The 26,828-nt window shown below is 64.3% G+C and carries 25 protein-coding genes; 18 read left to right on the top strand and 7 right to left on the bottom strand.

Annotated elements, in window-relative coordinates; all coding sequences use genetic code 11:
- Positions 1 to 7 precede the first annotated feature (7 nt).
- Positions 8 to 826 (top strand): gamma-carboxygeranoyl-CoA hydratase, encoded by an 819-nt coding sequence (locus tag V5F23_RS18160; protein ID WP_338495951.1) that lies wholly within the window; start codon positions 8 to 10, stop codon positions 824 to 826.
- Positions 823 to 2,772, top strand: coding sequence for an acetyl/propionyl/methylcrotonyl-CoA carboxylase subunit alpha (locus tag V5F23_RS18165; RefSeq protein WP_338495953.1), 1,950 nt, complete (start codon positions 823 to 825; stop codon positions 2,770 to 2,772). The genes V5F23_RS18160 and V5F23_RS18165 overlap by 4 nt, the downstream gene beginning before the upstream one ends.
- A gap of 29 nt (positions 2,773 to 2,801) precedes the next feature.
- On the opposite strand, the gene V5F23_RS18170 is transcribed toward V5F23_RS18165, so the two are convergent.
- Positions 2,802 to 3,431 carry a S24 family peptidase gene (locus V5F23_RS18170; RefSeq protein WP_338495954.1) on the bottom strand — a complete coding sequence of 210 codons (630 nt, stop codon included), beginning with the start codon at positions 3,429 to 3,431 and terminating at the stop codon, positions 2,802 to 2,804.
- 130 nt (positions 3,432 to 3,561) lie between these two features.
- Between V5F23_RS18170 and V5F23_RS18175 the strand changes: the two genes are divergently transcribed.
- Together V5F23_RS18175 and V5F23_RS18180 are read left to right on the top strand one after the other, a co-directional pair.
- Positions 3,562 to 3,909: a hypothetical protein gene (locus V5F23_RS18175; protein WP_042729069.1), complete on the top strand. Its 348-nt coding sequence runs from the start codon at positions 3,562 to 3,564 to the stop codon at positions 3,907 to 3,909.
- 484 nt (positions 3,910 to 4,393) lie between these two features.
- Complete coding sequence (locus tag V5F23_RS18180) at positions 4,394 to 5,545, top strand: M14-type cytosolic carboxypeptidase (RefSeq protein ID WP_338495957.1); 1,152 nt, start codon at positions 4,394 to 4,396, stop codon at positions 5,543 to 5,545.
- A 58-nt stretch (positions 5,546 to 5,603) separates the two neighbouring features.
- Here V5F23_RS18180 and V5F23_RS18185 read toward each other — a convergent pair whose 3' ends face one another.
- Together V5F23_RS18185 and V5F23_RS18190 are read right to left on the bottom strand one after the other, a co-directional pair.
- The gene (locus V5F23_RS18185) at positions 5,604 to 6,140 is read right to left on the bottom strand and encodes a cytochrome b (protein WP_042729071.1); all 537 of its coding nucleotides are present in this window, start codon (positions 6,138 to 6,140) and stop codon (positions 5,604 to 5,606) included.
- Positions 6,137 to 7,219 (bottom strand): catalase family peroxidase, encoded by a 1,083-nt coding sequence (locus V5F23_RS18190; protein WP_042729072.1) that lies wholly within the window; start codon positions 7,217 to 7,219, stop codon positions 6,137 to 6,139. The genes V5F23_RS18185 and V5F23_RS18190 overlap by 4 nt, the downstream gene beginning before the upstream one ends.
- Before the next feature lie 167 nt (positions 7,220 to 7,386).
- Here V5F23_RS18190 and V5F23_RS18195 point away from each other — a divergent pair, with 167 nt between their 5' ends.
- Both V5F23_RS18195 and V5F23_RS18200 read left to right on the top strand, forming a co-directional pair.
- Entirely contained in the window at positions 7,387 to 7,893 is a 507-nt protein-coding gene (locus V5F23_RS18195; protein ID WP_042729073.1) for a sigma-70 family RNA polymerase sigma factor, read from the top strand.
- Positions 7,890 to 8,642 carry an anti-sigma factor gene (locus V5F23_RS18200; protein ID WP_042729074.1) on the top strand — a complete coding sequence of 251 codons (753 nt, stop codon included), beginning with the start codon at positions 7,890 to 7,892 and terminating at the stop codon, positions 8,640 to 8,642. Before V5F23_RS18195 ends, V5F23_RS18200 begins: the two co-directional genes overlap by 4 nt.
- A gap of 149 nt (positions 8,643 to 8,791) precedes the next feature.
- On the opposite strand, the gene V5F23_RS18205 is transcribed toward V5F23_RS18200, so the two are convergent.
- The gene (locus V5F23_RS18205) at positions 8,792 to 9,628 is read right to left on the bottom strand and encodes an IclR family transcriptional regulator (protein WP_042729075.1); all 837 of its coding nucleotides are present in this window, start codon (positions 9,626 to 9,628) and stop codon (positions 8,792 to 8,794) included.
- A gap of 244 nt (positions 9,629 to 9,872) precedes the next feature.
- Between V5F23_RS18205 and V5F23_RS18210 the strand changes: the two genes are divergently transcribed.
- The 8 genes from V5F23_RS18210 (at position 9,873) to V5F23_RS18245 (ending at position 17,990) form a co-directional block, all read left to right on the top strand.
- Entirely contained in the window at positions 9,873 to 10,898 is a 1,026-nt protein-coding gene (locus V5F23_RS18210) for an ABC transporter ATP-binding protein (protein WP_047739183.1), read from the top strand.
- The gene (locus tag V5F23_RS18215) at positions 10,895 to 11,764 is read left to right on the top strand and encodes an ABC transporter permease (RefSeq protein ID WP_123579794.1); all 870 of its coding nucleotides are present in this window, start codon (positions 10,895 to 10,897) and stop codon (positions 11,762 to 11,764) included. Before V5F23_RS18210 ends, V5F23_RS18215 begins: the two co-directional genes overlap by 4 nt.
- Positions 11,765 to 11,770: 6 nt before the next feature.
- A complete protein-coding gene (locus V5F23_RS18220) occupies positions 11,771 to 12,565 on the top strand; it encodes an ABC transporter permease (protein WP_042729078.1) in 795 nt (264 codons plus the stop codon).
- Positions 12,566 to 12,572: 7 nt separating this feature from the next.
- Positions 12,573 to 12,863: a (2Fe-2S)-binding protein gene (locus V5F23_RS18225; protein ID WP_042729079.1), complete on the top strand. Its 291-nt coding sequence runs from the start codon at positions 12,573 to 12,575 to the stop codon at positions 12,861 to 12,863.
- Between the two features lie 172 nt (positions 12,864 to 13,035).
- Positions 13,036 to 14,391: an FAD-dependent oxidoreductase gene (locus tag V5F23_RS18230; protein ID WP_338495963.1), complete on the top strand. Its 1,356-nt coding sequence runs from the start codon at positions 13,036 to 13,038 to the stop codon at positions 14,389 to 14,391.
- Positions 14,388 to 15,503, top strand: a complete 1,116-nt coding sequence (locus V5F23_RS18235; RefSeq protein WP_338495965.1) for an FAD-dependent oxidoreductase — start codon at positions 14,388 to 14,390, stop codon at positions 15,501 to 15,503. The genes V5F23_RS18230 and V5F23_RS18235 overlap by 4 nt, the downstream gene beginning before the upstream one ends.
- A 17-nt stretch (positions 15,504 to 15,520) precedes the next feature.
- Entirely contained in the window at positions 15,521 to 16,567 is a 1,047-nt protein-coding gene (locus tag V5F23_RS18240; RefSeq protein ID WP_047739185.1) for an ABC transporter substrate-binding protein, read from the top strand.
- 103 nt (positions 16,568 to 16,670) lie between these two features.
- On the top strand, positions 16,671 to 17,990 hold the full coding sequence (locus tag V5F23_RS18245) for a leucine-rich repeat-containing protein kinase family protein (protein WP_338473697.1): 1,320 nt from the start codon (positions 16,671 to 16,673) through the stop codon (positions 17,988 to 17,990).
- Between the two features lie 42 nt (positions 17,991 to 18,032).
- Here the strand turns inward: V5F23_RS18245 and V5F23_RS18250 are convergent, their stop codons facing one another.
- Positions 18,033 to 18,737 carry a YebC/PmpR family DNA-binding transcriptional regulator gene (locus V5F23_RS18250; protein ID WP_047739186.1) on the bottom strand — a complete coding sequence of 235 codons (705 nt, stop codon included), beginning with the start codon at positions 18,735 to 18,737 and terminating at the stop codon, positions 18,033 to 18,035.
- Positions 18,738 to 18,954: 217 nt separating this feature from the next.
- Between V5F23_RS18250 and tssI the strand changes: the two genes are divergently transcribed.
- Both tssI and V5F23_RS18260 read left to right on the top strand, forming a co-directional pair.
- Positions 18,955 to 20,358 carry a type VI secretion system tip protein TssI/VgrG gene (gene tssI, locus V5F23_RS18255; RefSeq protein WP_338495967.1) on the top strand — a complete coding sequence of 468 codons (1,404 nt, stop codon included), beginning with the start codon at positions 18,955 to 18,957 and terminating at the stop codon, positions 20,356 to 20,358.
- A gap of 101 nt (positions 20,359 to 20,459) precedes the next feature.
- The gene (locus V5F23_RS18260; RefSeq protein WP_338495968.1) at positions 20,460 to 21,008 is read left to right on the top strand and encodes a cytochrome b; all 549 of its coding nucleotides are present in this window, start codon (positions 20,460 to 20,462) and stop codon (positions 21,006 to 21,008) included.
- A 7-nt stretch (positions 21,009 to 21,015) separates the two neighbouring features.
- Here V5F23_RS18260 and V5F23_RS18265 read toward each other — a convergent pair whose 3' ends face one another.
- On the bottom strand, positions 21,016 to 21,924 hold the full coding sequence (locus tag V5F23_RS18265; protein ID WP_338495970.1) for a pyridoxal-phosphate dependent enzyme: 909 nt from the start codon (positions 21,922 to 21,924) through the stop codon (positions 21,016 to 21,018).
- Between the two features lie 198 nt (positions 21,925 to 22,122).
- A complete protein-coding gene (locus V5F23_RS18270; RefSeq protein ID WP_047739189.1) occupies positions 22,123 to 24,162 on the bottom strand; it encodes an NADPH-dependent 2,4-dienoyl-CoA reductase in 2,040 nt (679 codons plus the stop codon).
- Between the two features lie 347 nt (positions 24,163 to 24,509).
- Here V5F23_RS18270 and V5F23_RS18275 point away from each other — a divergent pair, with 347 nt between their 5' ends.
- Positions 24,510 to 25,640, top strand: a complete 1,131-nt coding sequence (locus tag V5F23_RS18275; protein WP_212802823.1) for a carbon-nitrogen hydrolase family protein — start codon at positions 24,510 to 24,512, stop codon at positions 25,638 to 25,640.
- Positions 25,641 to 25,642: 2 nt separating this feature from the next.
- The gene (locus tag V5F23_RS18280; RefSeq protein WP_042727834.1) at positions 25,643 to 26,680 is read left to right on the top strand and encodes an AraC family transcriptional regulator; all 1,038 of its coding nucleotides are present in this window, start codon (positions 25,643 to 25,645) and stop codon (positions 26,678 to 26,680) included.
- Positions 26,681 to 26,828 lie beyond the last annotated feature (148 nt).

Below are 26,828 nucleotides of genomic sequence, written 5' to 3' on the forward strand. Positions count from 1 at the left end.
AATGCCCATGGATAACTTCAACACCCTCGAATTGATCACTGACCCACACGGTTTCGCTACCTTGTGGCTCAGTCGTGAGTCGAAGAACAACGCGTTCAATGCCCAGATGATCCGTGAACTGATCCTCGCCCTGGATCAGGTCGGCAGCGATCCGAACCTGCGCTTCCTGCTGATCCGTGGCCGCGGCAAGCATTTCAGCGCCGGCGCCGACCTGGCCTGGATGCAGCAATCGGCCGAGCTCGACTACCACACCAACCTCGACGACGCCCGGGAACTGGCGGAGCTGATGTACAACCTCGCCAAGCTGAAGATCCCCACGCTGGCCGTCGTGCAGGGCGCCGCCTTTGGCGGTGCGCTGGGCCTGATCAGCGCCTGCGACATGGCCATTGGTGCCGACGAGGCGCAGTTCTGCCTGTCGGAAGTGCGCATTGGCCTGGCGCCGGCGGTCATCAGCCCGTTCGTCGTCCAGGCCATCGGCGAACGGGCCGCCCGGCGCTACGCGTTGACCGCGGAACGTTTCGGGGGACAGCGTGCGAGGGAGATCGGTTTGCTGTCGGAAAGTTACCCGGCCGAGGCGTTGGATCATCACCTCGAACAATGGATCGACAACCTGCTGCTCAACAGCCCGGCGGCCATGCGCGCCAGCAAGGACTTGCTGCGTGAGGTCGGCCACGGTGCCCTGACCCCGGCGCTGCGACGCTACACCGAAAACGCCATCGCCCGTATCCGTGTCAGCCCCGAGGGCCAGGAGGGCCTGCGCGCCTTTCTGCAAAAGCGCGCGCCCAACTGGCAAGCCGAGTCGAATAACAAGGAGCCGCGTCGATGAGCGCACCCGCCCTCACCACATTGTTGGTGGCCAACCGTGGCGAAATCGCCTGCCGTGTGATGCGCACCGCCAAGGCCATGGGCCTGACCACCGTGGCCGTGCACAGCGCCACCGATCGCGATGCCCGTCATAGCCGCGAAGCCGACATCCGTGTCGACCTGGGCGGCAGCAAGGCCGCCGACAGTTACTTGCAGATCGATAAACTGATCGCCGCGGCCCAGGCCAGTGGTGCCCAGGCGATCCACCCCGGCTATGGCTTCCTGTCCGAAAACGCCGGGTTCGCCCGGGCGATCGAAAACGCCGGGCTGATCTTCCTCGGCCCACCGGCCTCGGCCATCGATGCCATGGGCAGCAAGTCCGCGGCCAAAGCCCTGATGGAAACCGCCGGCGTGCCCTTGGTGCCGGGTTACCACGGCGAGGCCCAGGACCTGGAAACCTTCCGCGACGCCGCCGAACGCATCGGCTATCCGGTGCTGCTCAAGGCCACGGCCGGTGGTGGCGGCAAGGGCATGAAGGTCGTCGAGGACGTCAGCCAGTTGGCCGAAGCCCTGGCCTCGGCCCAGCGAGAGGCGCAATCCTCGTTTGGCGACTCGCGGATGCTGGTGGAAAAGTACCTGCTCAAGCCACGCCATGTGGAAATCCAGGTCTTTGCCGACCGCCACGGCCATTGCCTGTACCTCAATGAACGCGACTGCTCGATCCAGCGTCGCCATCAGAAAGTGGTGGAAGAAGCCCCCGCCCCTGGCCTGACCCCGACCTTGCGCCGGGCGATGGGTGAAGCGGCCGTGCGCGCGGCCCAGGCGATCGGTTACGTCGGCGCCGGCACGGTGGAGTTCCTGCTGGATTCGCGGGGCGAGTTTTTCTTCATGGAAATGAACACCCGGTTGCAAGTCGAGCATCCGGTCACCGAAGCGATCACCGGGTTGGACCTGGTGGCCTGGCAGATCCGCGTCGCCCAAGGCGAGCCGTTGCCGATCACCCAGGACCAGGTGCCGTTGCTGGGCCACGCCATCGAAGTGCGCCTGTACGCCGAAGACCCGGCCAACGACTTCCTCCCGGCCACCGGGCGCCTGGCGTTGTATCGCGAATCGGCCGACGGGCCGGGTCGGCGGGTCGACAGCGGCGTGGCGCAAGGCGATGAGATCTCGCCGTTCTACGACCCGATGCTCGGCAAGCTGATCGCCTGGGGCGAAGATCGCGAGCAGGCGCGATTGCGGCTGTTGAGCATGCTCGACGAGTTCGCCATCGGCGGGCTGAAGACCAACATCGGTTTTCTGCGCCGCATCGTGGCCCACCCGGCCTTCGCGGCAGCCGAACTGGACACCGGATTTATCCCACGCTACCAGGCGCAATTGCTGCCAGAACCCGGCGAGCTGGATGACGACTTCTGGTTCGCAGCAGCCCAGGCATTTGCCCTGGGCCTGGCACCGCAGGCGCGTGGCGACGACGTGCATTCGCCTTGGGCCCACACCAGCGGTTTGCGCCTGGGATTGCCAGGGGAAACCAGCCTGCACTTGAACTGCGAAGGACAAGACCGTGCGATCACGCTGGTCCCTAACATCCCAGGCGTCGAACTCGTCGACGAGCGATTGACCCTCGAGCACAACGGCCTGCGTCGCAGCCACCGTGCCATTCGCCAGGGCGACAGCGTGTATCTGCAATGGCAAGGCGACCTGCATCGGATCGACCGGTACGACCCACTGGCCGCCGCCGAAGCCAGCCACAGCCATCAAGGGGGCCTGACGGCGCCCATGAACGGCAGCATCGTGCGGGTGTTGGTGAGCGCGGGCCAAGCGGTAGAGGCCGGGGCCCAGTTGGTGGTGCTCGAAGCAATGAAGATGGAGCACAGCATTCGTGCACCCCAGGCCGGCGTGATCAAGGCGCTGTATTGCCAGGAAGGCGAAATGGTCAGCGAAGGCAGCGCGCTGGTGGCGTTCGAAGAGTAGTCATCGGCCCGCTTGCAGGGCCGATGCGCTCAGAAACGGATGGTGGCCTGCACCACCACGCCGATCATGCGGCATTGCTCGGTGTACAGGCTTTTCGGGTAAGTCGGATTGAGCGGGACCAGGTAACGCTGGCCGCTCTCCTCGATCAGCTTGCGAAAGGTCGCGTCGCTGCTGCCAGGCAAGTAGGCCACCACCAGCTTGCCGGGCACCGCTTCGATCGCCGGATCCACCAGGATCGACATGCCCTCGGGAATGCTCAGGCCGCTCGGGGCGGTCATGGCATCGCCCATCACCACCAGCCAGAACGCTTCGCCCTGGGCGTGGTAATCCGTCAGCTCATAGCGAATCTCGCCCTCGCGCACATGGCCGACCTGGTGCCACTCACTGACCGGGTAACGGAAGTACGGGTTGTACTTCTGCGCCAGCGCCAGGCCCTCCTCCGTGGAGGTGTCCGGCTCGCGAATCACCATCGCCACTTCAAGGAATTCCAGCCCCAGCTCCTGCAGGACCCGATTCATGTCGTCGACACTGGGTTGCCGGCGCTTGGTCAGCCAATGGCCAACGCCGCCCTGGGACATTCCCAACCGTTCTGCCAGCACCACTTGCGTGATGTGCAGCTCCTTCATCTTGGCCTTGACCAACTCTATCCATTTATCCATGTGCGGCACGATACGTGGCTGGCTCCGACCATCAAAACACAAAATGTAGTATTTAAATTATCGTCACAATTACGATGGGTACTATTCTGGATTCAGGATTTTCAGCCCCCACACGGAGAACCACGAGACCATGGACACTTCCAACAAGGAACAGCCCAACACCCCGCACGACAGCTCATTCACGTCATTGCAGGACTGCCCGGCGGCGCAACGCGCGCTCGATTACTACTTGAAACCGGGTGTGTCGAATGCCCCGGCAGAACATCGCTTCTTCGACGTCAACCACAACATCGGCGCGGAGGAAGCCCTGGTCCATGCGTGCGACCTGCTGCGCTGCGCGGCGGCCACGGCCCACGAATCCGCCAACCGATTGGACGGTTCCAGCCGCGACCTGGCCTTCTCGGTAGTGCACATGATTGATCTGGTCAAGGTGATGCTCGACCGATCCCTGGATGGCTACCCGACTCGTCAGGCGTAGCAAGGGAAGGTTGGCGCGGAACGCGGACAACAGGAAAATTTTTCCAATCGATGCGATAAAACCATTTGACTTGCAAATGATAATGATTATTATTGCATCAACTGGTCGCGAGATCAGTCGATAGCCCAGAAGACCTTGGTCGGACTTCTGGAATATCTCCTCATCAGGCTAATCACGGTTTTTGACCCGGCTTTTTGCCGGGTCTTTTTTTTGCCGATTTTCGGCTTATGGCTTCAGGCTAATGAAGTCTTTGGGTGTGGCTGAATCTGTTGGCGGCGATGATAGCAAATGAACATCTATTTTCAAGCATCCCAGTCCGCGCAAGCCGAAACGATCGACTGCCAGCACTTGAGAATCAATTGCGGACTCTCTAATCTGATTCGGCGTCCAGGGAGGACGCCCCCGCTCTTTGCTTGATGTAAATCGTCCTGACTTTCCCTTCCCAGCGTGTAAAGTAACGGCCATAAAATCCTGTTCAGGAATCGTGACCGTGGCTAAATCTTCCTTCGATATCAGCGCCAACTTCGACAGCGGCAACATTGAAGTCGTCGACATCAGCAACCCGTTGCAGTCGCTGCTCAAGATCCGGCCCGATACCCGCAGCCCGCATTTGCAGTGGTTCCACTTCAAGGCCAGCGGCCTGCATGTCGGCCAGGAATATTCCTTCCGCCTGCTCAATGCCAGCCAATCGTCGTACAACAAGGCGTGGACCGGCTACCAGACCGTCGCGTCCTACGACCACGTCAACTGGTTCCGCATTCCGACCCAGTTCGAGGGTGACGCCCTGCGCTTTCACCTGGAAGCCGAACAGCCCCACGCCTGGTTCGCCTACTTCGAACCCTACAGCCGTGGCCGTCACGACTGGCTGATCGAACAGGCACTGCACAAGGCCGGCACCGAACTGCTGGCCGTGGGCAAGAGCGTCGAAGGCCGTGACATCCAGCTGCTGCGCAAGGGCAATGGCAGCGACGGCCGGCGCAAGATCTGGATCATCGCCCAGCAGCATCCCGGCGAACACATGGCCGAGTGGTTCATGGAAGGCGTGATCGAGCGCCTCCAGCACGCGGATGATGCGCAACTGAACCGGCTGCTGGACAAGGCCGACCTGTACCTGGTGCCTAACATGAACCCGGACGGCGCATTCCATGGGCACCTGCGCACCAATGCCAATGGCCAGGACCTCAACCGCGCTTGGCAGAACGCCAGCCCGGAGATCAGCCCCGAGGTGTTTTTCGTACAGCAGCAGATGGAAAAGTACGGCGTCGACCTGTTCCTGGACGTGCATGGCGACGAGGAAATCCCCCACGTCTTCACCGCCGCCTGCGAGGGCAACCCCGGCTACACCCCGCGTATCGCCCACCTTGAAGAACGCTTTCGCAGCCACCTCAAGCACCAGACCAAAGACTTCCAGACCACCCACGGCTACGTCCGCGACGAACCGGGCCAGGCCAACATGACGCTGGCCTGCAACGCGGTCGGGCAGAAATACGACTGCCTGTCACTGACTCTGGAAATGCCGTTCAAGGACCACAACGATCATCCGAACCCGCTCACCGGCTGGTCCGGCAAACGCTCGATGCAGTTGGGCAAGGACGTATTGAGCACCCTGGGCGATTTGGTCGACGAGTTACGCTGATCCTGCGCCGGTCCCCATGATCGGTGGCGAGGGAGAGAACGCCCTCGCCACCGATGTTTCAACCCTTGCCGCGCAACATACTGTCCAACACCTCGTCCCGACGTACCCAGGCGTGAAACAACGCCGCCGCCAGGTGCACCAGCACCGTCAGGAACAACAGGTAAGCCAGGTAGCCATGAGCCTTGCGCAACAGGGCGAAGGTCTGCGCATGCGCGGGCAGGATCGACGGCAGTTGCAGCCAATGGCCGAGCATCACCGGGTCACCCGCCGCTGAAATCATGCCCCAGCCCAACAGCGGCAGGACCAGCATCAAGGCGTACAACAGCACATGCGAAGCCTTGGCCGCCAGCACCTGCCAACCCGGCAGATCGGCCGGCAGCGGGGGTTGCCGAGTGCAGAAACGCACCACCAGGCGCACGATCACCAGAAGCAGAATCGCGATGCCCAAGGGTTTGTGCAGTTGCAGTAACCATTCATGACGTTCGGACACCGAGGCGACCATGCCGGCGCCGATGAACAACATGGCGATGATCATCAGCGCCATCAGCCAGTGCAGCAGTCGGGCCAGCGGAGCAAAGTGACGGGGGGCGCTCATGGGCGGGCCTCCTGGGTGGCGGGCAGTTGGCTCACTTCGCTGGTGCGCCGCAGGTAGGAAGTGGCGTACGCAGCGGAGCGCGCCGCCAACAATGGATCATCGGACCCTTCGATGCCGGCTGGCAGGATCAGCGGGTCATAGTTGATATCGCGGCACTCGCCTTGGTCCTGCGCCTGGGAGCGTTCCAGCACCAGCGTACCGGCATTGATCACCTTGCGCTCCGTCGGCCAGGGCTTGCTGGCATCGTTCACCGGGTCGCCCGGATCGGCCAGGGTCATCCTCAACTGCCAACGCAGTGGCCCGGCCGCGAGCCGCTTCACCAGATCCTGCTCAAGGAAATCGGCCCCCTGGGGCAGCGTCGCATCCGCGGCGTCCTGGCTCTGCGGCACCACGCCCCAGCGCACCGCCTGGCGCTGGCCGGCAGGGTTGACCAGGTAAAAGGCATTGATGCCGTTATAGGTCTCGGTGGCATAACTGGCCGATGGCTTGGCGGTCTTGATCCATTGCAGGAACGGCGTGGCCTCCGGGTGCGCGGCAAAGAACGCCGGCGCCGCGGCAGGGTTCGGTTTTCCCGTGGCCGGATCCGGCGATTGAGCCTGTTGCAACTGGTAGAACGCGTCGGGCGTGCCCACCGGGAACACCGGCATGCTGTTCATGCCGGTGCGCCATTGCTGGCCGTTTTCCTGGGTGAACCGCAGCGCCAGGCTGCGAATCGGGACACTCGCGTCCGGTGCATACGGGTTACCGCTGGGCAAGGCGAAACGCCCGACCACTGGCGTGCGCGGCTGCGTGAAGACCTGGGCGCTGGAATAGGCCGCGGCCTCGCCACTGCTTTCAAAATAGCCCGCCACGCAGACACCTTTCGAGTGATTGCGGCGAAAGCCCGGATGCACGCCGTTGTTTTTTTCCAGCACGTTGACCAAGGCATTGGGCGTCAGGCGCTGTGGGTCGAGGGTGCCGTTGACGTAGGCAAAAGCCCCGGCCAGCGCCGCGACAATCACGCCAATGCCGGCCAGGCGCAGGGTCAGGCCGGCGGCACCCAGCGGCGGCCTGCTCGATGAGGAGGAAGGGTCAACCATGACGAAGCTCCAAGGCTCAAGGCCGTTTGAGGAAATGGACCCGTCAGACGAAGGGCCAGCAGGTTTATTCCCACGCCTCGTATTTATTTTTCCTGCGCTGGAATAATCTCGTTCGTGGGTCGTCTTTCCAGTCCCGGCGCAGTGACTGCCCCAGAAGCCACACTCCCATGAACGAATTCGATGAACAGTTGCGCGAACTCATCCCCAGGCTCCGGCGCTTTGCCGTGTCGCTGACGCGCAACCCGAGCAACGCCGACGACCTGGTGCAGGCATGCCTGGAACGGGCGTTGTCAAAATGGGGCGACAAGCGTCCGGAAGGCGACCTGCGGGCCTGGCTGTTTTCGATTCTCTACCGGCAGTTTCTCGATGCCCATCGCCGTTCCCGACGGTATGCACGCATGCTCGAGTTTTTCACCGGCCGCGAGGAGGCCCACCCTTCGGCCGAACGCAGCGTGATCGCGCAGGCGTCCCTGCAGGCTTTCGATCAACTGACGACCGAACAGCGTGCACTGTTGCTGTGGGTCTCGGTGGAAGGCCTGAGCTATCAGCAAGTCGCCGACATCCTCGGCGTGCCGACCGGCACGGTGATGTCCCGGCTGTCCCGCGCTCGCCAGGCCTTGCGCCAACTCAGCGATGGCGAAATCACCCGCCCCGCCCTGCGGATACTCAAATGATCAACATGCCCCCCAACGACAACGACCTGAACGCCTACGTTGATCGCCAACTGAGCGAAGCCGACCGACGCCTGGTGGAAACCTACCTCGCCCATCATCCCGAAGTCGCCGCCCGGGTCCGGGCCTGGCAACAGGACGCGCAACACTTGCGCACGGCCCTCGGCGGCACGCTGCAACAACCGGCCAATCCAGCCCTCGACCCGGCGATGATTCGCCGGCGCCTCAATCACCGGCTCCGGCGTCACCTGGCCAGCGCGGCGGTATTGCTGCTGGCCGTTAGCGTCGGGGGATTCAGCGGCTGGCAGGCGCGGGAAATGACCCTGCTCAGAAGTGCCGCGCCCATGGCCGACGCCTTGCAGGCGTACCGCCTGTTCGCCCAGCAAGGCGTTTTGCCGGCCGATTACCAGACGGGCGATGAGCACAGCATGCAAGCCTGGCTCGACCGCTACTTCACCCAGGCCAACCGCCTGCCGGACCTGTCGAACGCCGGCTTCAAGCCAGTCAGCGGCCGCCTGCTCAGCACCGAACAAGGCGCGGCGGCCATGGTGGTCTACCAGGACCCGACCGGGGAAAAGATCAGCTTCTACGTGCGCCCACCAGGCCCGAAGAATTTCCTGCTGCCGCGCGGCAGCCGTCGCGACGGCGAACTGCAGGCCGAGTACTGGTCCGGGCCAGGCTACAACTATGCGATGGTCATCCCCAGCGACACGCCGACAGCGCAGCGACTCAAACAGACCCTGAACTTCTGATCATGGCGGGGAAATCCTGAACCACGGATGCCATCGCCCTTCTCTGTGGAAGCGGGCCTGCTCGCGAAGGCAGTGTGTCAGGCAACCTCATTGTGTTGCGGCCATCGCCTTCGCGAGCAAGCTCGCTCCCACAAGGGCTCCGGGCGGCCTCAACCCTGTCCAAACACCTGCGAAGGCCGGCGCAGCAGTGGGTCGAACGGGTTGATTCGCGGCCCGATCGACGCCGCCTCGCGCTTGAGCATTTCCACCACCGTCGGCAGGCGATCAGGGCCCAGGCGGTCGCTGATCGTCGCCACACTCAAGGCCGCCACGGCTCGGCCATCGCGGTCCAGGATCGGCACCGCCACGCCGGCCATGCCCTGCAGCACGCCGGTGTTGCGCCCGGCGTAACCCTGGGCACGCACGTTCTCCACTTCCGAACGCAGGAAGACTTCGTCGTACAGGTGGAAATCCTTGAGCCGCGGCAGGTTGTAATGAATCACCGTGTCGCGCTCTTCCTCCGGCAGGAACGCCAGGATCGCCAGGCTGCCCTGGCCCACGCCGAGCGCCACCCGGCCACCGATGTCGCCGGTGAACGTGCGGATCGGGAACGGCCCTTCACTGCGGTCCAGACAGATGGCATCGAACCCGCTGCGGGCCAGCAGGAACAACGAATCCCCCAGGGACGCCGACAGCCGCAGCATGGCCGGCCGCACCAGTTCGCGCAGATTGCCGGTGTTGCCTGCGCGGGCGGCCAGGGCGAAGAAGTCCAGGCTCAGCCGGTAGCGCTTGGTGCGCGCGTCCTGCTCGACCATGCCCTCGTCCATCAGGCTGCGCAACAAGCGATGGGTCGTCGGCTGAGACAACCCGATGCGCTGGGCCAGCTGGGTCACCCGTTCGCCACCCTCGACGGTGTCGCCCAGGCTGCGCAACACGGCGAACAGCCGGGAGACAGCGCCTACGCCCACTTCACTCTTTTCATTATTCCGATCAGTGGAATTATTCATTCAATATCCATGCAAGAAATTTACTCAACGAATGAAACTGAAAATAGTCATCGCCTCAATGAAATAGATCATTGAGCCCATCCTATTCTTCGTCCTACTCTGCGTCCATACAGGGGCGATTCGAACAACAGCGGCAGCCGACCCACGTCGAGCGCCAACGCACCCGCAGCACTTTTTTCGTATCTGCCCATACAAAAAAGCGCGCCTTACGGCGACGCATAACAATTCCAGGTGGAGCGCAGCGATGGCTTTCGTGCAACTTGAAGGACTTGGCAAACGTTACGGCGACATCGACGCCGTGGTCGCCACCGACCTCTCGGTGGACAAAGGTGAATTCGTCTCCCTGCTCGGCCCCTCCGGCTGCGGCAAGACCACCACGTTGCAAATGATCGCCGGCTTCGTCGAAGTCAGCAGCGGGCGCATCCTGCTGGACGGCCGCGATATCACCCACGCCAAGCCCGCCAGTCGTGGCCTGGGAGTGGTTTTCCAGAGCTACGCCCTGTTCCCCCACATGACCGTCAGGGATAACGTCGCCTTCGGCCTGCGCATGCGCAAGGTGCCCCAGGCGGACCTGCAACAACGGGTCGCGCGGGTGCTGAAACTGGTGCGCCTGGACCTGCACGCCGACCGTTATCCCCGGGAATTGTCAGGCGGCCAGCGCCAACGCGTGGCCCTGGCCCGGGCGCTGGTGATCGAACCCCCGGTGCTGCTGCTCGACGAACCGCTGTCCAACCTCGACGCCAACCTGCGCGAGGAAATGCAATACGAAATCCGCCGCATCCAGCGCGAAGTCGGCATCACCACGTTGATGGTGACCCACGACCAATCCGAAGCCTTGTCCATCAGTGACCGCGTCGTGGTGATGCAGGCCGGGCGCATCACCCAAGTCGACGCGCCCTACACCCTCTACGAACACCCGCGCACCGAATTCATTTCAGGCTTCGTCGGCAAAGCCAACCTGCTGCCCGGCGAGCGCGACAGCAACGGCGTCGTCCAGGCCTCGCTCCACGGCCAGGGCGACCTGACGCTGAGCCTGCGCCCGGAAAAAATCGACCTCTGCCCCGCCGGCTCCGGCCGACTGCAAGGCACCCTGGCCAGTCGCTTTTTTCTTGGCAGCCAATGGCTGTACGGCGTCTCGACCAGCCTCGGCGAACTGTGCGTGGTGCGGCGCAACGACGGCGGAGCACCACTGGCCGAAGGCACGGCGGTGGGCCTGGACTGGGACCCGGCGTTGCTGCGGGTGCTGAGCCACGACGAGGTGCCTGCGTGAAGTGGATCGCGGCCATGCGCCGCGCACGCAACGGCTACCTGATGTCTGCGCCCGCCCTGGCCTTGTACCTGGGCTTGCTGGTCGTCCCGCTGGGCCTGACGCTGGTGCTGTCGTTCAATGTCTTCGACTACGGCTCGGGTATCGACAGCAACGCCTACACCGTCGATCACTACGCCAGCCTGCTCGGTGACCCGTACTTCTACGAGATCTTTTTGCGCACCTTGTGGATCAGTGCACTGACCACCCTCCTGTGCGTACTCATCGGCGTGCCCGAAGCCTACGTTCTCAGTCGCATGGGCGCGCCGTGGCGCTCGATTTTCCTGATCCTGATCCTCACGCCATTGCTGATATCCGTGGTGGTCCGCGCCTTCGGCTGGAGCCTGCTGCTCGGCGCCGACGGCCTCGTCAATCAGACGCTGCAGGCCTTCGGTGGCTCACCGATGAAACTGCTTTACACGCCGTTTGCCGTGGTCATTGCCCTGGTCCACGTGATGCTGCCGTTCATGATCATCCCGGTTTGGACCTCGCTGCAGAAACTCGATCCCGCCGCCGAACAGGCCGCGCTGTCGCTGGGGGCGAGTCAGTTCACGGTGATCCGTCAGGTGGTGCTGCCACAGATCATGCCCGGCGTGCTGTCGGGCACGCTGATCGTGTTCGGCCTCGCCGCCAGCTCGTTCGCCATCCCCGGATTGCTCGGCGGGCGTCGCCTGAAAATGGTCGCCACGCTGATCTACGACCAGTACCTGTCGGAACTCAATTGGCCCATGGGGGCCGCCATCGCCGTCGCGCTGCTGCTGCTCAACCTGCTGATCATGCTCTCGTGGAACCGCATGATCGAAGGCCGCTACAACAAGTCATTGGGGTAATTCGTCATGTCCAGGAACGGTCCTTTCGCCCTGTTGTTCCATGCCTTGGTGGTGGTGTTCATGCTCGCGCCGCTGGTGGTGGTGTGCCTCGTGGCCTTCACCCCGGAAAACACCCTGAGCCTGCCGACCACGACGTTTTCGTTGCGCTGGTTCCGCGCCGTGTTCGAACGCGCAGACTTTGTCGATGCGTTCTACAACAGCCTGATCCTGGCGTTCTGCGCCGCCTCGCTGGCCACGGTGATCGCGGTGCCGGCGGCCCTGGCGATCACCCGGCTCGAATTCCCCGGCCGGGACTTCTTCAACGGCCTGTTCCTGTCGCCGATCATCATTCCGCACCTGGTGCTGGGGGTGGCGCTGCTGCGTCTGTTTGCCCTGATGGGCGTGAATGGCAATTTCACCTGGCTGATCTTCGCCCACGTGCTGGTGATCACGCCGTATGTGCTGCGCCTGGTGCTCGCCTCGGCCATCGGCCTGGACCGCAGTGCCGAGCAGGCCGCGCAATCGCTGGGGGCCGGGCGCTTTACGCTGTTTCGGCAAATCACCCTGCCGATGATTCTGCCGGGGGTGGCCGGGGGCTGGTTGCTGGCGTTCATCAACAGTTTCGATGAGGTGACGTTGTCGATCTTCGTCACCTCGCCGGCCACGCAGACCTTGCCGGTGCGCATGTACGTCTACGCCACTGAATCCATCGACCCGATGATGGCGGCGGTATCGGCCCTGGTCATCGCGCTCACGGCACTGACGATGATTCTGCTCGATCGGGTCTATGGCCTGGATCGGGTCCTGGTAGGTAAGCAATGAGGGCGCCATGGCTCTGCTGAAACGACTGGCCGAAGGCGACCGCCCGGCCCTGCACTTTACCCTCGACGGCGCACCGGCCACCGGCCTGTTGGGCGACACCCTGCTCACGGCCGTGTTGACCTGCAGCGACCACCTGCGCGGCAGCGACTTCAGCGCCGAACCCCGGGCCGGCTTCTGCCTGATGGGCGCCTGCCAGGATTGCTGGGTCCGCCTGGGCGACGGCCGCCGCGTCCGAGCCTGCTCGACCCTGCTCGAAGCAGGCCATCAGATCAGCCGTGAACCGGGGCGGCGCGTATGAGCGCCGCCTTCGCTGAATGTGCCGCCGCCTTCGCGGGCAAGCCCGCTCCCACAGGGGATGGGTGGCGAACACAGCATCGAGAATCACCACTAGATCATTGTGGGAGCGGGCTTGCCCGCGAAGGCGGCTTCACCCGCGCCGCAAATCCCCAACCCCAACCGAGGAGGTGGCCATGAAACCCATCGCCATCATCGGCGCGGGCCCGGCCGGCATTCGTGCTGCGCAAACCCTGGTCGCCCACGGTGTCTACCCCGTTCTGCTGGACGAGGCAGCCCGCGGCGGCGGACAGATCTATCGGCGCCAACCGGCCAACTTCAAGCGCTCGCCGGTCAAGCTCTATGGCTTCGAGGCGCAAAAGGCCAATGCCCTGCACCAGACCCTCGACGACCTGCGCGAACAGCTCGATTACCGTCCCGACACACTGGTATGGAACGCCGAGGGCGGTCTTCTGGACACCTTGCACGAAGGGCGCGCCGAGCGCCTCGAATACGCCAGCGTGATCGTCGCCACCGGCGCCACCGACCGCATCCTGCCCGTGCCGGGTTGGACCTTGCCGGGGGTGTACAGCCTCGGCGCGGCGCAGATCGCCCTGAAGTTCCAGGGCTGCGCCATCGGCGAGCGGGTGGTGTTCGCCGGCAGCGGACCGCTGTTGTACCTGGTGGCGTATCAGTACGCCCGCGCGGGCGCCCAGGTGGTCGCCGTGCTCGACAGTTCACCGTTCAGCGCCCAGGTTCGCGCCCTGCCCGGCTTGCTGGCTCAGCCCACCACCCTGGCCAAGGGGCTGTATTACCGCGCCTGGCTGACGGCCCACGGCATCAAGGTGCTGCAAGGCGCCCGCCTGTCGCGCATCGACGGCACACGCCGGGTGCAATCGCTGCGCTGGCACAACGCCAAGGGCGAGCACACCCTCGAGTGCGACGCGGTGGCCTTCGCCCATGGCTTGCGCAGCGAAACCCAGCTGGCCGACCTGCTCGGCTGCGGGTTTTCCTGGAACCCCCTCAACCGCGCCTGGCTGCCGCAACGCGACGGTGCCGGGCGTAGCAGCGTCTCCGGGGTCTACCTGGCCGGCGACGGCGCCGCCATCATGGGCGCCGACGCAGCGGAAATGGCCGGGGAGCGCGCCGCCTTGGCCCTGCTCGAAGACCTTGGCTACCGGATCGATTCGCAGCGCTGCCACCAACTGGAGCAGGCCCTGGAGCGCATCGGCCGGTTCCGGCAAGGCCTGGAGCGCGCATTTGCCTTCCCCGAAGGCTGGGCCGCCAACGCCGCCGATCAACTGATGATCTGCCGCTGCGAAGAAGTCAGCGTCGGTGACGTTCGCCGGGTGGTGGGCGAAGGCCATTGGGAGATCAACCGGGTCAAGGCCCATTGCCGGGTCGGCATGGGCCGGTGCCAGGGCCGTATGTGCGGCGCCGCGGCGGCGGAAATCATTGCCTGCGAGAGTGGCCGCCCGGTCTCCGACATCGGCCGCCTGCGGGCCCAGGCGCCCATCAAACCCGTGCCGTTCGGCCTGGAGGTGGCGCCATGAGCGACGTCGACGTGGTGATCATTGGCGGCGGCATCGTGGGCGCCTCGGCCGCGTTGTTCCTGAGCCGGGCCGGACGTCGGGTGGCGCTGCTGGAGCGGGATTTCTGCGGGTCGCACTCAAGCGGCGTGAACTACGGTGGCGTCAGGCGCCAGGGTCGTCCCTTGTCGCAACTGCCGTTGTCGCAACGGGCCCATGAAATCTGGAGCCAGCTCCCCCAGTTGATCGGCATCGACGGCGAGTACCAGCGCAGCGGCCACCTGAAACTGGCCCGCAGCCTCGACGATCTTCGCGCCCTGCACGACTACGCCGCCAGCAGCCAGGGCTTCGGCCTCGACCTGCAACTGCTCGATCGCGATCAATTGCGTGCCCGCTTCCCGTGGGTCGGCGCCGTGGCGGTCGGGGCATCGCTGTGCCCGGATGACGGCCACGCCAATCCGCGCCTGGTGTCGCCGGCCTTTGCCCAGGCCGCCCGCCGGCACGGCGCACAAGTGCACGAACAATGCGCCGTCGACAGCGTGGACCATGACGGCCATCGCTTCACCGTTCAAACCCGGCCTGGCTTGGTGCTCCATGCGCCCTGGTTGCTGAACTGCGCCGGAGCCTGGGCGAGCCACTTCGCCGCGCAATTCGGCGAAGCGGCGCCGATGCACGCCGGGCATCCGGCAATGTTGGTCACCGAACCCCTGCCCGTGGTCATGGATGCCAGCACTGGCGTCGAAGGCGGCGGGATTTACGCACGCCAGGTCGCACGGGGCAATTGTGTCCTGGGCGGCGGCCAGGGTTTTGCCCTGGACGAAGCGCGCACCCGGCCCGGGCAGAATGCCGTGGTCGAAATCCTGCGCCAGGCCGTGGAACTCTATCCATTTTTGGAAGGCGCCCAGGCGATTCGTACCTGGAGCGGCACCGAAGGTTACCTGCCCGATCGCCAGCCGGTGATCGGCCCCAGCAGCACCCAACCCGGCCTGTTGCATGCGTTCGGCTTTGCCGGCGCCGGCTTCCAGATCGGCCCCGCGGTGGGCCAGGCGCTCACCGAGATCATCTGCAGCGGCGCGTCGAGCACGCCGCTGGATGCGTTTTCCATCACCCGGTTTCACTCCATCTCCGTTGCTTGATAGAGGAAGGTCGCGCCATGAATAACGTCAAACGCACTGCACTGCTGGGTTGTGCCTGCTTGAGCGCATCGCTCACCGCCGGCCAGGCATACGCCGAGCCAACGCTTTACCTGGGCATGAACGGCGGCACCATGGAACGGCTCTACGCCGACAAGGTCCTGCCGGCCTTCGAGAAAGCCAACAACGTCAAGGTGGTGATCGTGCCCGGTACGTCCGCCGACATCCTGGCCAAGGTCCAGGCCAGCAAAGGCAACCCGCAGATGCACGTGATGTTCCTCGATGACGGCATCATGTACCGCGCCATCTCCATGGGGCTGTGCGACAAACTCGAAGACAGCCCGACCCTGGCACAGATCCCGGCCAAGGGTCGTATCAAGGACCAGGCCGTGGCCGTCAGCCTCGGGGTGACGGGGCTGGCCTACAACACGCGGCTGTTCAAGGAAAAGGGCTGGAGCGCGCCGACCTCCTGGATGGACCTGGCCGACCCGCGCTTCAAGGACAAAGTGGTGTTCCAGTCGATGGCCTCGTCGACCTTCGGCCTGCACGGTTTCCTGATGTTCAACCGGATCCAGGGCGGCAGTGAAAATGACGTCGAACCGGGCTTCAAGGCCTGGCCGAACACCGTCGGGCGCAACGTGCTGGAGTACATTCCAAGCTCGGCGAAGATCTCTGAAATGCTGCAGACCGACGAAGCGGCGCTGTTCCCGCTCACGCCGACCCAGGTGACCGCGCTGAAACTCAAGGGCATGCCGGTGGAATACGCGCAGCCGAAGGAAGGCGCGGTGGTCCTCAACGTCGCCGAATGCACCATCGCCCAGAACACCCAACCCGAACTGGCGCAGAAACTCGCCGCCTTCCTGCTGACGCCTGAAGCCCAGGCCATTGCCCTGGAAGAAGGCGACCAGATCCCGTCCAACCCCAACACCCCGACCACCGACAAGACCCGTGGCCAGGTACAAGCGATGAAGCAATACCTGGAAACCGCCATTGCCGTGGACTGGGACCAGGTCAACGAACAGCGCCCCGCCTGGAATGCGCGGTGGAACCGCAGCGTCGAGCGCTAACCGGTATGGCGCGTGTGGCGAGGGGATTTATCTCCCTCGCCACAGGGTTTTGTAACAGAATAGCGGGCATCAGACGCTTCTGGATCGACAGCGACCGCTCCCCATGGATACCCTCACACGACTTCGCGCCGGCCAGCTCTCGGGCGTCACCCGCCTGGACCTGGCCTGCGGCCTGACACAGTTTCCCCCGGAAATCTTCGACCTGGCCGACACGCTCGAGATCCTCAATCTCAGCGGCAACCAGCTCGACGCGCTGCCCGACGACCTGCATCGGCTGACCCGTCTACGGGTGTTGTTCTGCTCGGACAACCGCTTCACCGAACTGCCCGAATGCCTGGGTCGATGCGACGCATTGACCATGGTCGGTTTCAAGGCCAACCGCATCGAGCGTGTCACGGGCGCCGCCCTGCCGCCACGGCTGCGCTGGCTGATCCTGACGGACAACTGCATCAGCCAGTTACCCGATGAGCTGGGCCAACGCCCGGATCTGCAAAAACTGATGCTGGCCGGCAATCGCCTGCGCCAGTTGCCGGCCAGCCTGGGCCAGTGCCAACGTCTCGAGCTGCTGCGCATCGCCGCCAATCAATTGGACGAACTGCCGCCCGGCCTGCTGCAACTGCCGCGTCTCAGTTGGCTGGCCTACGCCGGCAACCCGCTGGAAACCCAGGCCGACCTCGCCGCACTGAACACCACGACACCCATTGACTGGTCGCAACTGACTCTGCAACACACCCTGGGCGAGGGTGCATCGGGCGTGATCCATCAAGCGCTGTGGCAGGCCCCGGGCCAGGCGCCTCGGACCGTCGCGGTGAAGCTGTACAAAGGCCAGATGACCAGCGACGGCTCGCCCCTGCATGAAATGCATGCCTGCATCACCGCGGGCCGGCATCCGCAGTTGATTGAGGTGTTGGGCCAGGTCGTCGGGCATCCCGAGCAACAGGCCGGGCTGGTGATGGCACTGATCGAGCCCCGCTACCGCAACCTCGCTGGGCTGCCGAGCCTGGCCTCGTGCACCCGCGATGTGTACGCCGACGAATTGCGCCTCGATGCGCCCGCCGCCTTGCGCATCGCCCACGGCATCGCTGCGGTGGCAGCCCACCTGCACCGCCAGGGCATCACCCATGGCGATCTGTACGCTCACAACATTCTTTTCAATGACCAGGGCGACTGCCTGTTGGGGGATTTTGGCGCAGCGTCGTTCCACGCCACCACCGACACCGTGCAGACGCGTGCCCTGCAACGCATCGAAGTGCGTGCCTTCGGGATCTTGTTGGGGGAACTGCTGGCGCGCATCGAGCCGACGCCCGAGGGGGCGATGCAGGCAACGTTGCAAGGCTTGCAGTCACGTTGCTGCCAGCCGGAGGTGCTGGCGCGACCGGGTTTCGAGGAAATTGAAGCGCTTTTGAGCGGGTTGAAACGCTGACCGCGGCGAGGAAGCGTGCTCCCTCGCCGCCCAAAGGGCTGCTTACCCCGCCAACCCGACAAACATGTCCTGCACGTCATCGTGGTTGTCGAGGCCTTCGAGGAAGGCTTCGACTTCAGCCATCTGCTCGTCGGTCAGGCCGCTGACCGGGTTTTTCGGCTGGTAGCCCAGCTTGGCCGACAGCACCGTGAAACCCTGCTCCGGCAAGGCCTTCTGCACGGCGTCGAGGTCGGCAGGGTCAGTAAGGAACAGGGTCGCGCCCTCTTCGCCCGGCTCGAAATCCTGGGCACCGGCCTCGATGGCGGCCAGTTCCGGATCGGCATCCGGGCTGTCCGGCGCGGCTTCGATCATGCCCACATGGTTGAAGTCCCACGCCACCGAACCCGAAGCCCCCAGCTGGCCCTTGCGAAAGGCCACACGGATCTCGGCAACGGTGCGGTTGATGTTGTCGGTCACGCACTCAACGATCAGCGGCACCTGGTGCGGCGCGAAACCCTCGTAGGTGACACGGTGGTACTGCACGGTTTCACCGAGCTGGCCCGAACCTTTCTTGATCGCACGTTCCAGGGTCTCGCGGGGCATCGAGGCCTTTTTCGCCTGCTCGACCACCAGGCGCAGGTGCGCGTTGGTCGCTGTATCGGCGCCGTTGCGCGCGGCAATGGTGATTTCCTTCACCAGCTTGCCGAAGATCTTGCCCTTGGCGTTCGCAGCCGCTTCTTTGTGTTTAACCTTCCACTGTGCGCCCATCACTCACTCTCTTGTCTGACGCGCCGAGACATCTGCTGGCCGGCGCTGTGGCGCCAGTTTATACGGCCTAAACCGGCTGATCGACCAAAAAATTCGGCCTGCTGGATCGACATTTGCGCAGCATCTTGTAGGGCCTTTCTGAAATAGCGCCGCACAGGCCCCGTTCCCGTCCACGGTTTCGTACCCTCTGCGCTTCTCCCCGCCAGTAAGAGCCGCGATGCGCAACGACATGGAAAGTCCTTTCAGCCTGACCTTCACGCAAAGCGATTTGCAGCTGCAAGTGCTACGGTTCAACGGCCGCGAAGCCCTCAACCAACCCTACCGCTTCAACCTCGAACTGATCAGCCTGGCGCCACCGATGAACCCCGACACGCTGCTGGGGCAACCGGCCTTCCTGCGCCTGGACGCCGAATCGGGCATCCACGGGGTCGTCCACAGCGTCCACCTGAGCGCGCCCGCGTCCCATCGCATCGGCTATCGGGTGACGCTGGTGCCTTACCTCCAGCGCCTGGAACAAGGCCCACGGCGGCGGGTGTTCAACCGGCTCAGCGCCGTGCAGATGCTGCAGCGCCTGCTGGACGACCACGCCCTGCCCACCGACAGCTACCGCTTCGAACTGCCCCATGGGCAATACCCGCGCCGTCCGTTCTGCATCCAATACGAGGAAAGCGACCTGGCCTTGCTGCAACGGCTGTGCGAGGAAGAAGGCATCCACTACCACTTTGAGCACAGCCCCCAGGGCCATGTCCTGGTGTTTGCCGAAGACCCGCAGAGCTTTCCCCCTGCGCCGCTGGCATTGCCCCTGCGGCCGGACGCCAGCGCGGAGCCGGCGATCCAGCGGTTGTACCTGCGCCACCAGCCCATGACCCCCACCCCGCCCGGCGGGTTCAGCGACCGGGCCATGGGCGAGACCGAGGCCTTCGCCGCCAACCACGCCTTTGACAGCCCGGCTCACCAGGCCCTGCGGGGCGACCCGGCCCTGGCTCACCGTCACCAGGCCGGTCGTCGCCACCTTGAACGGCTACGCTGCCGGCAACGGGAGATCCACGGCCAAAGCACCCAACCGGCCCTGCGTGGCGGCCACCTCGTCCAGATCGACGAACACCCGGTGTCAACCTTCAACGATCAATGGCTGATCGTTGACGTGCAACATCGCGGTCGACAGTTTTCCATCCTTGAACCGAACCTGCCCGCCACCCCGTCGACCCGGCAGTACCGCAACCGATTCACCGCCATCCCCTGGTCCACCGTGTTCAGGCCCGCCCTCAGGCATCCCAAGCCCCGCATTCCTGGCTATCACCTGGCCCACGTGCTCGGCCACGCCGGCCAACCGGCCAGGCCCGATGAACACGGCCAGGTCAGTGTCAGCCTGTGGGCGCCGGACCAGGAAGCCATCGCCCTGCCGGTGTCGCGATTATCGCTCGGCACTCCTCCTGTACTGACGGCGGGCAGCCAGGTGCTGGTGAGTTTTCTCGACGGCGATCCCGACCGGCCGGTGCTCTGTCCCGGCGTTTTCGACACCGGCGCCGGCTCGACCGCCGCACCGCAATCACCACAGCACACACCGGATGCCGGGCTGCTTTTGGACTGGCTTCTGAACCCGCCCGACCTTGCTCCCTGACAAAACGTGATCCAGCACAAGCAAACCCAGCGAAACGGGCTTACAGTAAACACAACGCCGCAAAAGACGGCGCTCTACCCTGATTGTTGGAGATACCTGCAATGCCCTGGAAAAACTCAGAAAGCCGCTACAGTACCGTCACGGTCACCTTGCATTGGTTGATGGTGGTCCTGCTGGCCGTGGTTTATGCCTGCATCGAGTTCCGTGGAATCTTCCCCAAGGGCAGCGGCGGTCGAACCCTGATCAAGGAAGCCCACTTCATGCTCGGCCTGACGGTGTTCCTGCTGGTCTGGCTGCGCCTGTTCGCCCGCAGCATGGGCAAGGCGCCGGCGATCTTCCCGGCATCGCCTGTCTGGCAGACCTTCCTCGCTCGCCTGATGCACTGGGCCCTGTACCTGTTCATGATCGCCATGCCGCTGCTGGGCTGGCTGATCACCAGCGCCGAAGGGCACCAGGTCATGTTCTACGGTTTCGACCTGCCTCTGATCACTCATCAGGACAAGGATTTCGCCAAACAGCTGGAGGGCTGGCACGTGCTGGGTGGCACCATCGGCTATTGGTTGATTGGCCTGCATGCCCTGGCGGGGCTGTATCACCACTACGTGGTGCGCGACAACACGCTGCTGCGGATGATACCCAAGCGCGGCTGAAGACGGTCTATTCGAGCCCCCGGCGGCCTTGCAAGCCGCCGGTGTGCACAAAGATCAGGCGCGTACCTCGGGCGAACCGCCCGGCTTCGACCTGAGCCTTGAGCAGCATCAGCGCCTTGCCGGTGTACAGCGGTTCCAACTCGATGGCGCCCGTGGTCAAAATGAAGTCGCTGAGCTGGGCATCGACCCGGGCAAAACCGCCGCGGCTGCCGTCGAGCAGTTCATAACGCGCCCGAGTCAGCCCGGCCGCCGTCACGATGCGCTCGACCTGCGGCGCCACCCCGTGGTCCTCGGGCACGGCCAGCACCCCATACACCGGGCGCTCGCCCGCTTCGGCCAGCACCAGCCCCGCCAGCGACGTCCCCGTGCCGCACGCCAGCCACCAGCCGTGATAATCCGCCCACCCCAATCGCGCCAGTTGTTCGCGGACACTGGCCACCCACGCCATGCAACCTTGGGCGCCGGCCAATCCTGAGCCGCCTTCGGGCACGGGATACAACTGTGGATAACGCGCCTGCCAGGGCCCCCAGAAATCCGCCGCGTGGCGCTCGCGGTAGCCGCCATACCCCAACCAATGCAATTGCATGCCGAACGCGTTCAGGTCCCGCACCGTGGGCGTGTCCATGGGGTGACCGCGCAGCAGTCCGAGCGTCGGAAAGCCGAAGCGCTTGCCGGCAGCCGCCAACGCATGCAGATGATTGGAATAGGCCCCGCCCAGGCTCATCACCCCCTCGGCTCCCGCCTCCTGTGCCGCGCGCAAATGATGCACCAGCTTGAACCATTTGTTGCCGCTGATCAGCGGGTCGATCTGGTCCAGGCGCAACACCGCCACTTCAACACCGGCGAGGGCGAGCCAGTCGAGGGGCAAGGGTTCGAGTCGAGGTTGGGGATGCCAGTCGAGGGCGGGAAGCAGCATGGCGGCAGGCCGAAGAGAAAGACGCCGGAATCTTAACAGCTTGGCCGCAACGGGCCGGACAATACACAAACCTGAGGGAACGAACCGGCTCGCGAAAACGCTTGGTCAGTCACGATTGCAGTGACTGATTGGACGCCTTCGCAAGCAGGCTCGCTTCCACACATGGAGTCAGGTGAGCCCGCCCCCCATGGACAGACCTTACAACTGTGCCGCCAACCGCGACCCCTGGTTGATCGCGCGCTTGGCATCCAGCTCCGCGGCCACATCGGCACCGCCGATGAGGTGAACGGTCTGCCCCGCCGCTTCCAGGCCTTGCTGCAATTCACGCAGCGGATCCTGGCCGGCGCAGATCACGATGTTGTCCACCGGCAGCACTTGAGGCTCGCCGGCTTCACCGATGCGAATATGCAGGCCCTGGTCGTCGATCTTCAGGTATTCGACGCTGTTGAGCATCTGCACCTGCTTGTTCTTCAGGCCCGTGCGGTGAATCCAGCCGGTGGTCTTGCCCAGGCCGTCGCCAACCTTGGAGGTCTTGCGCTGCAACAGGAATACCTGGCGCGCCGGGGCATGGGGTTCGGCCTGGATCCCGGCCACACCACCGCGGGCCTGAAGCCGTGTGTCGATCCCCCACTCCTTCCAGAATGCCTCGCGGTCCTGGCTCGTGGCGACGCCCTGATGCACCAGGAACTCCGACACGTCGAAGCCGATACCGCCAGCGCCGATCACCGCGACGCTGCGGCCCACTGGCTTGCGCTCCAGGATCACGTCCAGGTAGCTCAACACCTTGGCATGCTCCACACCGGGAATCGCCGGCACGCGCGGCGCAATGCCAGTGGCCAGGATGATCTCGTCATAACCGCCGTCCACCAGGGTCGCCACATCCACCCGAGTGTTGAGGCACAACTCGACATTCGTCGTCTGCAACTTGCGATTGAAGTAACGCAGGGTCTCGTAGAACTCTTCCTTGCCCGGTACACGCTTGGCGACGTTGAACTGGCCGCCGATTTCGCTGGCCGAATCGAACAGGGTCACCTGGTGGCCCCGCTCGGCCGCCACGGTAGCAGCGGACAACCCGGCCGGCCCGGCCCCCACCACGGCGATCTTCTTCACCTGGGTCACCGGCAGGTAGTTGAGCTCGGTTTCATGGCACGCCCGCGGGTTCACCAGGCAACTGGTGAGCTTGCCGCCAAAGGTGTGGTCGAGGCAGGCCTGGTTGCAGCCGATGCAGGTGTTGATCTCATCCCCACGCCCCGCCGCTGCCTTGTTGACGAACTCCGGGTCTGCCAGAAACGGCCGCGCCATGGAGACCATGTCGGCATCGCCTTCGGCCAGGATCTGCTCGGCCACTTCCGGCGTGTTGATCCGGTTGGTGGTGATCAGCGGAATGCCGACCGAACCACGCAACTTGGCCGTGACCTTGCTGAACGCGGCTCGCGGCACCTTGGTGGCGATGGTGGGAATCCGCGCCTCGTGCCAGCCGATACCGGTGTTGATGATCGTCGCGCCAGCCTGCTCGATGGCCTTGGCCAGTTGGACGATCTCGTCCCAGGAACTGCCACCCTCCACCAGGTCGAGCATCGACAGGCGAAAGATGATGATGAAATTCGGGCCCACCGCTTCGCGTACCCGGCGAACGATCTCCACCGGCAGGCGCATGCGGTTTTCATAGCTGCCACCCCAGCGGTCGGTGCGGTGGTTAGTGTGGGCGGCCAGGAACTGGTTAATGAAATACCCTTCCGAGCCCATGATCTCGACGCCGTCGTACTCGGCCTGCTGGGCCAGCACCGAACAGGTGACGAAATCGCGGATCTGCTTCTCGATGCCCTCCTCGTCCAGCTCCTTGGGCTTGAACGGGTTGATCGGCGCCTGGATCGCGCTGGGCGCCACTTGCTTGGGGCTGTAGGCATAGCGCCCGGCGTGGAGAATCTGCATGCAGATCTTGCCGCCGGCCTCGTGCACGGCGCGGGTCACGATCCGGTGCTTGAGGGCTTCTTCTTCGGTGGTCAGCTTGGCCGCCCCGGAGTAGACGCCGCCCTCATCATTCGGCCCGATCCCGCCGGTGACCATCAGGCCCACGCCGCCTCGGGCACGCTCGGCGAAATACGCCGCCATGCGTTCGAAACCACCCGGTTTTTCTTCAAGACCGGTGTGCATCGAGCCCATCAGGGTACGGTTGCGCAAGGTGGTAAAACCCAGGTCCAACGGAGCCAGCAGGTGCGGGTAATGGGCGGCGGTCATCGGTAACTCCACAACGGGCGATCACGGAAAAGGTGGAAGCTCTGCGGCCTCCCTCAGTCATGCCCCACAGCCTAAGAGCCGGACTGCGAGCGCTCAATGACCGTAACTGACAACTTCATGATCCAAATGTGCAGCGCGTGGACCACTGGCGCCTGAGGCCCATCTGCACTGCCCCTGGCAAGGGCGCTTGGCCCCGGAGGGCTGTGAAGCTCGCGCTTACCTGCCGGCGGCCACCCCCTCTGCATACGCCTGCATGCACTTTGGAACATGTGCATCCTTTGGCGAATGGCCGGTTTTACCGTACCCTGCGCCGTAATAACCGCACACGGCCGCTGACTGTTTACCCCATGCGCAAATTTCTGTACCTGCTGTTTTCCCTGGCCTTGGTCGCCGTCCTGATCACCTATGCACTGTGGACGGCGGATCGGCCGGCGGGTCATTACCTGTCGGACCTGCGCATCAACCTGGCAGTCGACCAGGGCACGCCCGCCGACCGCGGCAACCTGCTGGGCATCCAACCCGAACTGTTCCCCACCGATTACCAGACCCCCGAGCGCCTGCACCGCAAACTGGCGGCCTACCTGCAGGCCGCGCGCGAGCAGGGTTTGCTCAACGAAAAAACCATCGTGGTGTTGCCCGAGCACATCGGCACCTGGCTGATGGTCAGCGGTGAAAAGGACGAGCTGTACCAGGCCACAACCTTCAAGGAAGCCATGAACTGGCTGGCGGCGAGCAATCCACTGGCGTTTATCCGAGCGCTGCTCAGCACCCACGGCGAGAACCGCCTGGACGATGCCTACCTGCGCATGAAAGCCCAGCGCATGGCCCACGACTACCAGGCGCTGTTTGGCGGGTTGGCCAAGGAGTTCGGCGTCACCCTGGTGGCCGGCTCCATCATTCTCCCCGAGCCCAGCGTCAGCGAAGATACGCTGAAGGTGGGCGCAGGCGCGCTGTACAACAGCAGCCTGGTGTTCGGCAGCGATGGCCTTCCGATGGGCCAGCCACAACGCCAGCGACATCCGGTGTTCGAGCAGCGGGACGTGTTGGAGGCTGATCGCCCGGACGCCATCCATGTCGTCGACACCCCCGCCGGGCGCCTGGGCGTACTGATCGGCAGCGACAGCTGGTACCCGGTCCACTACCGACAGCTCAACGAGCTGGGCGCACAACTGATCGCGGTGCCCGCCTTCGTCATCGGGCGCGATACCTGGGACAAACCCTGGAGCGGCTATAAAGGTCTGTCCACGCCCAGCGAAGTGAGCCTCAAGCCCGGTGAAACCAGCGAAGGCCAGGCCTGGCATCGCCTGACATTGACCAGCCAGTTGCCCATCAGCCAGGCCCGAGGCGGCGTCAGCGTGTTCCTGCGGGGCCAGTTCTGGGACAGTGGCAGCAGCGGCCAAAGCTTCATCAGCCACGACGGCCAGCATTTCCCCGATGGCCAGGCCCGTGGCGCACGCCTGCTGAACCTTTGGCTGTGACCATGAAGCCGCAACCGATGCGCCTCGGGGATTTATCGGTGGGCTTCGTCCATAGCCTGGCAGACGCGATCGCCAGCCATGGGCATGATCCCCAACCGTTGCTCGAACAGTACGGCCTCGATGCCACGCGCTTGGCCGAACCCGGCGCACGCCTGTCGATCCCTCGTTATATGCGCCTGGGTCACGCCGCCATCCAGCAGACCGGCAACCCGGCCCTGGGCCTGCGCATGGGCCAGCTCAGCCGATTGAGCCAGGCCGGGCTGGCAGGTGTTACCGCCGCCCAGGCACCCACCGTGCGCGAAGCCGCCCGCTGCCTGATCCGCTTCGAGCCGCTGTACGGTTCCAACTACCGCGGCCAATCCAGCTTCCACGAGGATGCCCGGGGCGCCTGGCTGCGGTTCTATTCCATCAGCCCGTACAACGCCTACAACCGCTTCGTGGTGGATTCGATCGTCGCCGGCTGGCTCACCCAACTGTCCAGCGTGAGCGGCATCGCGCTGCGACCGGAGCGCATCGACATCGAATTCGAAGAGCCGGCGTACCTGGAAGCCTACCGCGTGCTAGGCGACGGCCCGATCCAGTTTGGCGCCGAGCAGAATCAACTGCGCCTGGGCCTCGACAGCCTGGCCCAGCGAAACCCGCAGCATTGCCCCAGTACCTGGCAACACCTGGTTCAGTTGTGTGAACGGGAATTGGAACAGCTGACCCGCACCCGCAGCCTGCGCGAGCGCATCATCCAACTGTTGGGACCCTTGCTTAACGGTGGCCGGGAGCCCGACCTGGAAGAAGTGGCGGCGCGCCTGAAGCTGCCCACCTGGACCCTGCGCCGCAAGCTGGCCGAAGAAGGTACGCAGTTTCGCGCCATCCTCAACGACACACGCCGCGACCTGGCCATGACTTACATTCGCGATACCGAACTGGCGTTCGGTGAGATCGCCTACCTGTTGGGGTTTGCCTCAGCCGAGGCATTCCAACGAGCCTTCAAGCGCTGGAACGCACAAACGCCGGGAGAGTTCCGGCGCAGCCACAGGGCACATTGAGTCCAAGCGCCCGTGTAGGGTTCATGCTGTGCCGAGGGCTTACAGCTCCGTTGCATCTTCGGCAGGCTCCAGCGGGTCCAGTTCGTACGCCTGGTATTCCAGCAGCTCTTCCTGATAATCGTCCATTGCGTGTCCTTCCCCTTTCATT

The sequence above is a fragment of the Pseudomonas sp. WP18 genome, assembly GCF_036689585.1.
GTDB lineage: Bacteria > Pseudomonadota > Gammaproteobacteria > Pseudomonadales > Pseudomonadaceae > Aquipseudomonas > Aquipseudomonas chlororaphis_E.